The organism is Nitrospirillum amazonense, from assembly GCF_007828045.1.
GTDB lineage: Bacteria > Pseudomonadota > Alphaproteobacteria > Azospirillales > Azospirillaceae > Nitrospirillum > Nitrospirillum amazonense_C.
Map to the genome: position 1 here is coordinate 1 of NZ_VITN01000050.1, position 8,611 is coordinate 8,611.

Consider the following 8,611-nt stretch of genomic DNA (forward strand, 5'->3'; position numbering starts at 1 on the left):
TAACACCAATAGCAACCTGGTGTTCGCCGCCGGCAACCAGCTGCTGAACGGCGCCATCGACGCCACCGGCCACACGGTGCAGAACACCGGCGCCACCCTGTCGGTGACCAATACCATCAGCATCGCCGGCAACTTCACCCAGGTCGGCGGCACCCTGAACATCGCCCCCGACGGCCGGCTGAGCATCAGTGGTGTGGCCACCATCAATGGTGGCCGGGTGGCCAGCACCCTGGCCGCCACCGGCAACTACACCGTCGGCACCAGCACCCTGCTTTCCGCCGGTTCGTCCAGCTTCTTCATCCGCTACGCGCTCGGAACCGCCACCGGCCAGGTGGCGACGCTGACCACCGGCGGCGCCAACAACATCGTGCTGACCATCGGCAACGACTATGTCGGCGGCACGCTGGGCAGCATCGCCAACACCGGCAGCATCACCCAGGGGGCCGGCGCCCTCTACGTCGCCACCACCGGCAGCCTGGGCAGCCTGTCCAACAGCGGGTTGCTGAAGACCGGCGCCGGCATCTACGTGGCCGGCACCCTCGGCACTCTGGTGAACAGCACCGCCGGCACCGTGATGGGCACGGCCAACAGCAGCAACGCCGGCATCGTGCTGGCAGCGGGCGCCACCATCGCCACCATTCAGAACAGCGGCCAGGTGCTGGGCACCCTGAACGCCGCGGGTCTGCTGGCCACGCTGGCCGCCACCATCGGCGAACTGGACAACAGCGTCACCGGCACCATTACCGCCCTGTCCGGCAACGCCGTGGGTGTGAAGCTGCTGGGCGGCACCATCGGCACCCTGAACAATGCCGGCCTGATCAGCGGCATCGGCAACGGGGGGGGCGTGTTAAACGCCGGCCTCATCACCGCCTTCACCAACAGCGGCACCATCGCCGCCAGCGCCACCAACAACGGTGCCGTCAACGTCGCCGTGACCGGTTCGCTGATCGGCACCATCGGCACGCTGTCCAACTCGGGCCTCATTACCAACACCAGCACCAGCGGCTCGGGCTCGGTGGTGGCGCTCAACATCCTGGGCGGCACCGTCGGCATGGTGGTCAACAGCGGCACCATCAGCGGCCGCACGGCTGTGCGACTGGGCGGCGTGTCCAACGGCACGGTCAGCAGCAACGGCTACCTCGGCACCCTGGTCAACAGCGGCGTGATCGCCGGCACCATCAACGGCCGGGGCCTGAACCTGGCGGGCGGCAGCGGCACGTTCGGCACCTATACCGGCACGGCCGGCAGTGTCGGCTATCTCACCAGCGCCTTCGCCGACGTGACCCTGTCCGCCGGCGACATGGTGTGGAACGACAACGTCTCCGTCGCCAGCCACACGCTGGTGAACAGCGGCGCGGACATCGTGCTGAACACCGTCATCAACGTCACTGGCAACTACGGCCAGTCCGCCGGCACCCTGCGGCTGGCCACCGGCGCCGAACTGGTCGTCAGCGGGGCGGCGGTGCTGAGCGGCGGCTCGGTGGTCGCCACCCTGTCGGCCCTGAACAACTACATCGCCGGGCAGGCGGGCGCCACGCTGGTGGCCGGCGCCGCCGGGTCCAGCTACACCGGCGTCTCGGTTTCCAGCGGCGGGGTCAGCGGCTTGGCCGTGTCCGGCACCACCGTGGGCACCAACCTGGTGGTGATGAGCGCCAACGACTACATCGCCACCGTGCTCCCCTCGCTGGACAACAGCCTCAGCATCGGCGGGGCCGGCATACAGACGGCCCTGTTCGTGCGCGGCACGGGCAGCATCGGCACGGTCAGCAACAGCGGCACGCTGGCGGGCGTCGGCGCCGTCACGGGCTACGGCGCCTCCATCGCCGGCACCATCGGCACCCTGACCAACAGCGGCGTCATCAGCGGCGACGGCACCAACGGCGGCTATGGCCTGCTGAACCGGGGCACCATCGCCACGCTGATCAACACGGTGGGCGGCACCTTCGCCGGCCTGGCGGGCACGGTGGGCTATGGCCTGATCAACCTGAGTATCCTGAACACCGTCGTCAACTATGGCCTGCTGACCGGCCATGACGGCGGCCTGCAGAACATGGGCACCATCCAGCTGCTGGACAACGCGGCCGGCGGCACCATCCGGTCCAACAGCGCCAGCGCGCAGCAGGGGCTGCGCAACGACGGCACCATCGTCACGCTGCTGAACGACGGCCTGATCGGCAACAACTACGGCCTGTTCCAGGCGGCGGGCACGATCCAGACGCTGGTGAACAACGGCACCATCGCGGCCAACGCCAGCGGCGTGTACATGAGCGCCGCCATCGGGACCATCAGCAACAGCGGCACCATCACCGCGGCGCACAAGGCCATCGTGGCCAACTCAACCCTGACGGCGCTGCTGAACAGCGGCACGCTCAAGGGCACGCAGGCCCTGGCCATCGGGGCCAGCGCCCAGGTGGGCACGATCAGCAATAGCGGCCTGATCCAGGGCAATATCGTCAACAACGGCACCGTCGGCCTGACCATCGGCGGCGGCGCCAACGGCACCATCGGCACCCTGACCGGCCTGACGGGCCTGGGCACCATCACCAACACCGCCGGGAACCTGCTGTTCAGCGGCGGCGCCCTGGCGCTGAACGACACCCTCAATGTCGGCACCCACACGGTCATCAACAGCGCCAGCCTGACGCTGGACAGCGTCATCAGCATCTCCGGCCACAACAGCCTGGTCGGGTCGGCGGTCACGCTGTTCGGTGGCAACTTCGTCCAGAACGGCGGGACCTTGAACATCGCCGCGGGCGCGGGCCAGTTGTTCGTCCCGGGCGCCGTCAGCATCAACAGCGGCAGGGTCAACGTCATCCTGAATGACCAGGCCAATTATCTGGCCGGGGACAAGCTCACCCTGGTGCAGAGCGAAAGCTCCAGCATCAGCGTCACCGCCCCGGTGAGCTGGGTGGGCGCCCACGACACCCTGGGCCAGGGGGCGGCGTTCGCCACCACCCTGCAAGGATGGGCGAGCACGCTGTCCGGCTCGAGCGAGTACTTCGCCTACGTGGCGTACAATTCCAACGATTACATCGGCGGGTCGATCGCCAGCGTTTCGAACTCCGGCAGCATCGGCTTCAACACCGCCGTCTACGTCGCCGCCTCCGGCACGCTGGGCACGCTGACCAACAGCGGCACCCTGGGCGCCACCGTCGGCATCCTGAACCATGGCAGCATCGCGTCCATCCAGAACACCGGCACGATCTTCAGCGCCAGCACCGCCATCCAGGGCGACGGCAGCTACGGCACCCTGTCCAACAGCGGCACCATCTTCAGCAGCGTCATCGGCCTGTCGCTGGCCGGCCATATGGACGTGCTGGCCAACAGCGGGCTGTTCACCATTGGTCCGGACGGCTTCCAGGCGGTGTACGTCGGCGGCACGCTGGGCACCCTGGCCAACAGCGGGCGGCTGGCGGTCGGCACGGCCAGCCAGCAGGCGGTGTACATCAGCGCTACGGGCAGCCTGGGCACGCTGGTCAACAGCGGCACCATCGCCGGCGACCTCGCCAACGACAGCGCCAACGCCCTGGTCATTCAGGGCGGCAGCGACACCACCGTCGGTACCTTTACCGGCGTGGCCGGCATGGGCACCCTCACTAGCACCCTGGCCAACGTGACCCTGGCCTCGGGGGCCCTGGCGCTGAACGACGCCGTCATCGTCACCGGCCACACCTTGGTGAACAGCGGCGCCTCGGTGCGGCTGGACAGCATCGTCACCGTGACGGGCGACTACAGCCAGTCGGCCGGCGGGCTGACGGTCACCCCGGGCACCGGCCGGCTGGTCGTCATAGGCGCGGCCACCCTCTCCGGCGGCTCCGTCGTCGCCGGGCTGTCCAGCATCGCCAACTATCTGGTGGGCAGCGTCATCGGCACCCTGGTGACGGGCAACGGCAGCTCCAGCTACGCCGGCGTCCAGGCGGACGGCGGCTTCGTCGCCCTGCGGACCAGCACGGTCAGCGGCGGCGGCGCCATCAGCCTGCTGGCCACGGCGATCAGCGATTACATCGGCGGCACTCTTGCCACCCTGACCAACACGGGCAGCATCGGCGCGGGCGTCCCGCTCTACGTGGCAGCCAGCGGCAGTGTCGGTACCGTCCTCAACAACGGCACGCTGACCGGCGCCACGCCGCTGCAGAACGATGGCGTCATCGCCACCCTGGCCAACACCTCCCTGGGTACCATCGCGGGCAACTTCCTGGGCCTGGTCAACAACGGTACCATCGGCATCCTCGGCAACGCCGGCCTCATCAGCTCCACCAGCCTGCCGGCTTTGAGCAACGCGGGCGTCATCGCCACGCTGCGCAACAGCGGCCTGATCCAGGGCCTGACCGGCGGGATCAGCGACAGCGGCAGCATCGGCACCCTGGACAACAGCGGCAGCATCGCCGGGGGCCGGGCGGTCGCCGTCAGCGGCACGGTGGGCCTGCTGAACAACAGCGGTCACCTGGTCGCCGGCGGGTCCACCGCCCTGTACATCGCCGGCGGCGGCATGCTGGGCGGTCTGGTCAACAGCGGCACGGTGCAGGGCAACATCGTCAACGCCGGCACCGGGCCGCTGACCATCAGCGGCGGCACCAACACCGGCCAGGCGGGCCTGCTGACGGGCTCGACCCTGACCAACGTCGGCACCATCACCAGCACCGGCGCCACCCTGGTGTTCGCCGGCGGCTACCTGGCGCTGAACGACCAGATCGACGTCGGCGGCCAGACAGTGGTCAACAGCGGCGCCGGGCTGACCCTGGGGACGCACATCGCCGTCACCGGCAACTATACCCAGACAGGGGGCGGCCTGGTCCTGACGCCGGGTACGGGCCTGTTATCCGTCAGCGGCGTCGCCAGCATCAGCGGCGGCAGCGTGGTGGCCCTGCTGGACGCGGGCGGCACCTATCTCGTCAACACCATCGCCGGCACCGTGGTGCAGGGCGGGGCGGGGTCCGGCTACACCGGCGTCACGGTTGGCTCGACCATTGGCAGCCTGGTCCTGGCCGGCACCACGGCGACCGTCGGCGGCACCGTCGATCTGCTGCTGAACCCGCTCAACGATTATGTCGGCGGCACCCTGGCCACGCTGAACAACACCAGCACCATCAGCAGCGTCACCATCCCCTTCAATGTCGCCAGCAGCGGCAGCATCGGCACGCTGACCAATAGCGCCCTGCTGTCGGGCCGGCTTTACGGCATCCTGAACCAGGGTACCATCGGCCAGCTTGAAAACAGCGGCACGGCCACCGGCAGCATCGGCCTTTACAACACGGGCAGCATCGGCACGGTGCTGAACACCGGGTCCCTGGTGGACGCCCCCGCGCCGTTGGCCGCGGGCGTGAACAATGACGGCACCATTGCCGCCCTGGTCAACCAGGGCATCATCAGCGGGACCCATTACGGTCTCTACAACTCCCGCACCATCGGCACCCTGGCCAACAGCGGCACGATCAGCGGCCGCACCGCCCTGTTCAATCGCGCCGCCAGCACCCTGGGCACCATCAGCAATAGCGGCCTGATCACGGGCAACATCGTCAACCTGGCGACACAGGACCTGGTCTTCACCGGCGGGCTGGGCGGCACGGTCGGCACCTTGGCCGGAGCGGCCCTGGGCACCTTGGGCACCCTCAGCAACACGCTGGGCAACGTGGTGTTCGAATCCGGCAACCTGCTGCTGAACGATACCGTCAATGTTTCCGGCCACACGGTAGTGAACAGCGGCGCCGCGCTGACCCTGGCCAGCATCATCGGCATCACGGGCGCCTACAGCCAGGCGGCCGGCACGTTGGTGGTGGGCGATGGCGCCCAGCTGGCGGTCGGCGGTGTGGCCGGCATCACCGGCGGCACGGTCCTGGCCAGCCTGTCCGGCACCGGCATCTACCTGGCGGGGAACGCCACCACGCTGGTGACCGGCACCACCGGGTCCAGCTACCTCGGCGCCACTGTCCAGGCCACCGGCGCCACCGGCCTCGTCGGCGCCGGCACGGTCAATGGCACCAACCTGCTGCTGGCCTTCGGCAGCGACTATGTCGGCGCCGGCCTGGCCACCCTGGCCAACACCATCGCCATCAGCGGCGTCACCCAGGCCCTGCACGTGGCGGCGGGCGGCAGCATCGGCACGCTGCTCAACAGCGGCACGCTCAGCGGCGCCAATGCCGCGCTCTACATCGCCGGCACCGTCGGCCTGGTGGCCAACACCGGCCTGATCCAGGGCGATATCGTCAACGGCGGCGGTACCCTTACCATCACGGGTGGCGGCTTCGGCACCCTGGGCACCCTGACCGGCCAATCCGGGCTGGGCAGCATCACCAACACCGGCGGCGACCTGGTCTTCGCCAGCGGCAACGTGCTGCTGAACGACGCCATCAACGCCAGCGGCCACACGGTGGTGAACAGCGGGGCCTCCCTGACGCTGCCGGCCAGCGTCAGCATCACCGGCGCCTATCGCCAGACGGGCGGCACCCTGGCGGTGACCGCCGGCGCCAACCCGTTGACGGTCAGCGGTGCCGCCAGCATCACCGGTGGCGTGGTCCTGGGCAACCTGGACGCCGGCGGCAATTACCTGGTGGGGGCGTCCTATACCCTGGTGCGGGGTGGGGCGGGTTCCAGCTATGCCGGGGCCTCGGTCACGACCACCATCGGCGGTTTGGCCACCGGCGGCAGCACCGCCGGCCAGGACCTGCTGATGACCATCGCCAACGACTACGTCGGCGGCACCCTGGCCACGCTCAGCAACACCGGCACGCTCAGTGTCGGCGCGGGCATGTTCGTGGCCGGCACGGGCAGCGTCGGCACGCTCCGCAACGATGGCACCATCAACGGCACCTGGGGCGTGCAAAACCTGGGCAGCGTCGGCACGCTGCTGAACACCGCGCGGATCAGCGTGTCCGGCACCGGCATCACCAATTATGGCGGTGTCGGCCAGGTGGCGAACAGCGGCACGCTGCTGGCCGATGGCACCAACGGCATCCTGAACAGCGGCAGCATCGGCACGCTGGTCAACAGCGGCCGCCTGGTCAATTCCCAGATCTCCGCCGGCTCGGGCACGGCCGGGGCGGTGGGCAACCAGGGCACCATCGGCGTCCTGTCCAACAGCGGCCTGATCAGCGGCCCCGTCGCGCTGGCCAACGGCGGCACCATCGGCCTGTTGGTCAACAGCGGCACCATCGCCGGCGACATCCAGAACACCGGCGGCGTCGATCTCACCATCGCCGGCGGCGGCAATGGGACGGTGGGCACGCTCACCGGTTATGCCGGCGTCGGCACCCTGACCAGCAGCGGCGCCAATGTGGTGCTCGCGTCCGGCAACCTGCTGCTGAACGACAGGGTGGACGTGGGCGGCGGCACGCTGGTCAACAGCGGCGCCTCGGTCCGGCTCGACACCCTGGTCAGCGTCACCGGCACCTATAGCCAGAGCGCGGGCACCCTGGCGCTGTCCTCCGGCGCCGGCCAGCTGTCGGTCAGTGGGGCGGCGCTGATGACCGGCGGCACGGTGGCGCTGGCCGGTGTCGCCAGTACCGACAACCTGCTGGCCGGCACCGGCGCCGGCCTGGTCGTGGCGGGTGGCGCCGGATCGACCTTCACCGGCCTGACCTACGCCTCGCCCGTCAGCGGCTTGGAAGTGGCGGGCAGCGTGGGCGGCGACAGCCTGTACCTGCTGACCCTCAACGATTACCTGGGCGGCGTTCAGGGCAGCCTGGTCAACACCGGGACCCTCAGCGCCAACAACGCGGTCTATGTCGCGACCAGCGGCAGCGTGGGGACCCTGACCAACGCCGGCGCCCTGCTGGGCACCATCGCGGCCGTGAGCAACCTGGGCAGCATCGGTACCCTGGTGAACCAAGGCGTGCTGTCGGGCGCCACCGCCCTGTACAACGCCGCCACGGCAACGCTGGGCACCCTGGTCAACAGCGGCACCATCAGCGGCACCATCGTCAACCTGTCGGCCCGCGACCTGGTGCTGATGGGCGGGGCCACCGTCGCGGGTACCCTGACGGGCGGCGGCATCGGCAATACGGCGTCCAACCTGGTGTTCGCCGGCGGCCAACTGGCGCTGGGCGATGCCATCGACGTCGGCGGCCACACGGTGGTCAACAGCGGCGCCACCCTGCGTCTGGATACGGCGATCGGCATCACCGGCGCCTACAGCCAGACGGGGGGCACACTGGCCCTGGGCACGCTGGGTGAACTGATGGTCAGCGGGGCCGCCAGCATCAGCGGCGGCCTGGTACAGGTCAGCCTGTCCAGCGCCGGCAACTATCTGGCCAACAGCCTGACCACGGTGGTGGCCGGCGGCGCCGGCTCCAGCTACGCCGGTGCCACCATCACGGCGGCCGGCACCATCGCCGGCCTGGGCCTGGCCACCAGCGTCGTGGGCGACAACCTCGTGCTGGCCATCGCCAACGACTACATCGGCGGCAATCTCGCCACGCTGACCAACAGCGGCCTGCTGACGGCCAGCACGGCGGTCTATATCGCCAGCACCGGGTCCCTGGGCACGCTGGTCAACACCGGTATGATCCAGGGCGATATCGTCAACGCCTCGGCCAACGCCCTGACCATCCAGGGCTCTAACGGCACCTTGTTCGGCACCTTCACCGGCCAGTCGGGCCTGGGCAACATCACCAGC

The 8,611-nt window shown here is 69.4% G+C and carries 1 protein-coding gene; it reads left to right on the forward strand.

Going from position 1 to position 8,611, the window contains the following annotated elements; genetic code table 11:
- Positions 1-8,611: beta strand repeat-containing protein (locus FBZ89_RS31300; RefSeq protein ID WP_211115424.1), on the forward strand; the 8,611-nt coding region annotated here is incomplete at both ends.